Source organism: Aminobacter sp. P4_H6_2, from assembly GCF_056400805.1.
This window is the reverse complement of sequence record NZ_JBFUKO010000930.1, coordinates 1-1,503: the sequence shown is the minus strand read 5'-3', so window position 1 is coordinate 1,503 and position 1,503 is coordinate 1. Positions and strand designations below refer to the sequence as shown.

Genomic DNA, 1,503 nt, shown 5'->3' with positions numbered 1-1,503 from the left:
CCGATGCTGGCCCACAAGGCCGAGCACGAAGCTGTTATTTGCGTCGAAAAGATCGCGGGCCTGCCCAACGTGCACCCGATGGACAAGCTGAAGATCCCGGGCTGCACCTATTGCAACCCGCAGGTCGCTTCCGTCGGCCTGACCGAAGCCAGGGCCAAGGCCGAGGGCAAGGACATCCGCGTCGGCCGCTTCCCGTTCGTTGCCAATGGCAAGGCCATCGCGCTCGGCGAAGACCAGGGCATGGTCAAGACCATCTTCGACAAGAAGACGGGCCAGTTGCTCGGCGCGCATCTGGTTGGCGCCGAAGTTACCGAGCTGATCCAGGGCTTTGTCGTCGCGATGAACCTCGAGACCACCGAAGAAGAGCTGATGCACACCATCTTCCCGCATCCGACGATTTCGGAGACGATGAAGGAAAGCGTGCTCGACGCTTATGGCCGCGCGCTCAACGCATAACAGGGCAGCGCTGGCGCGCCTGTTGCGGCGCGCCGATTGGCACTATATGCGCTGATATCAGGCGAATGGCCGGAGACGAACGATGGAACAGAGCTACGGAATTCTCGGCATGCCCGGTGTCGGTTTCTTCGGCATGCTGCTCGTCGGTTTCCTCGCCGGCTATGTTGCCGAACGCACGATGAACCGCGACCACGGCTTTTTGACCAACATCCTCGTTGGCGTTGCCGGGTCGTTTGTCGGCGGCACTCTGGCAGGGCTGCTCGGCATCCATTATTACGGGTTCATGGGCAATCTCATCGTCGCCATTGCCGGCGCGCTGATCTTGCTCTGGATTTTCGGCCGCTCGCAAGCGCGTCGGCCTTGATAGGATAGACTGATGGTCACTGTGCTCGATCTGAACGACCGTCCGCGCGTGCGGCACCCTGAAAAGGCCCACCGGCCCGATCAGGAGGTTTTGCGTAAGCCGGATTGGATCCGCGTCAAGGCGCCGGTATCCCGCGGCTATCAGGAAACGCGCGACATCGTGAAGTCGCACAAGCTTGTCACCGTCTGCGAAGAGGCCGGCTGCCCCAATATCGGCGAGTGCTGGGAAAAGAAGCACGCCACTTTCATGATCCTGGGCGAGATATGCACGCGGGCCTGCGCCTTCTGCAATGTCGCAACCGGCATTCCGACAGCGGTGGATCCCAACGAGCCGGAGAGCGTGGCCAAGGCCGTCGCCCAGATGGGCCTGACCCATGTCGTCATCACCTCGGTCGATCGCGACGATCTCGCCGATGGTGGCGCGCAGCATTTCGCCGACGTCATCCACGCTATCCGCAGGCTGACACCGCAGACCACGATCGAAATCCTGACGCCCGACTTCCTGCGCAAGGAAGGCGCGCTCGAGATCGTCGTTGCCGCCCGTCCCGACGTCTTCAACCACAATCTGGAGACGGTCCCATCGAACTATCTGACGGTTCGTCCCGGTGCGCGCTACTTCCACTCGATCCGGCTGTTGCAGCGGGTCAAGGAAATCGACCCGTCGATCTTCACCAAGTCGGGCAT

The 1,503-nt window shown here is 61.6% G+C and carries 2 protein-coding genes and 1 pseudogene; all 3 read left to right on the top strand.

The genetic code is table 11. The annotated features are described in order from the left end of the window. Positions 1-456 (top strand): annotated as a pseudogene (locus AC1DUU_RS31780) (dihydrolipoyl dehydrogenase); the annotation flags it as partial. 82 nt (positions 457-538) lie between these two features. Further along, positions 539-820: a GlsB/YeaQ/YmgE family stress response membrane protein gene (locus AC1DUU_RS31775; protein WP_476787275.1), complete on the top strand. Its 282-nt coding sequence runs from the start codon at positions 539-541 to the stop codon at positions 818-820. Positions 821-832: 12 nt separating this feature from the next. Then, on the top strand, positions 833-1,503 hold a 671-nt coding region (locus AC1DUU_RS31770), incomplete at its 3' end, for a lipoyl synthase (protein ID WP_476787274.1).

Bases quoted from the DNA above. Each gene is read 5' to 3' on its own strand.
- AC1DUU_RS31775 (WP_476787275.1), top strand. From the start codon at position 539: ATGGAACAGAGCTACGGAATTCTCGGCATGCCCGGTGTCGGTTTCTTC.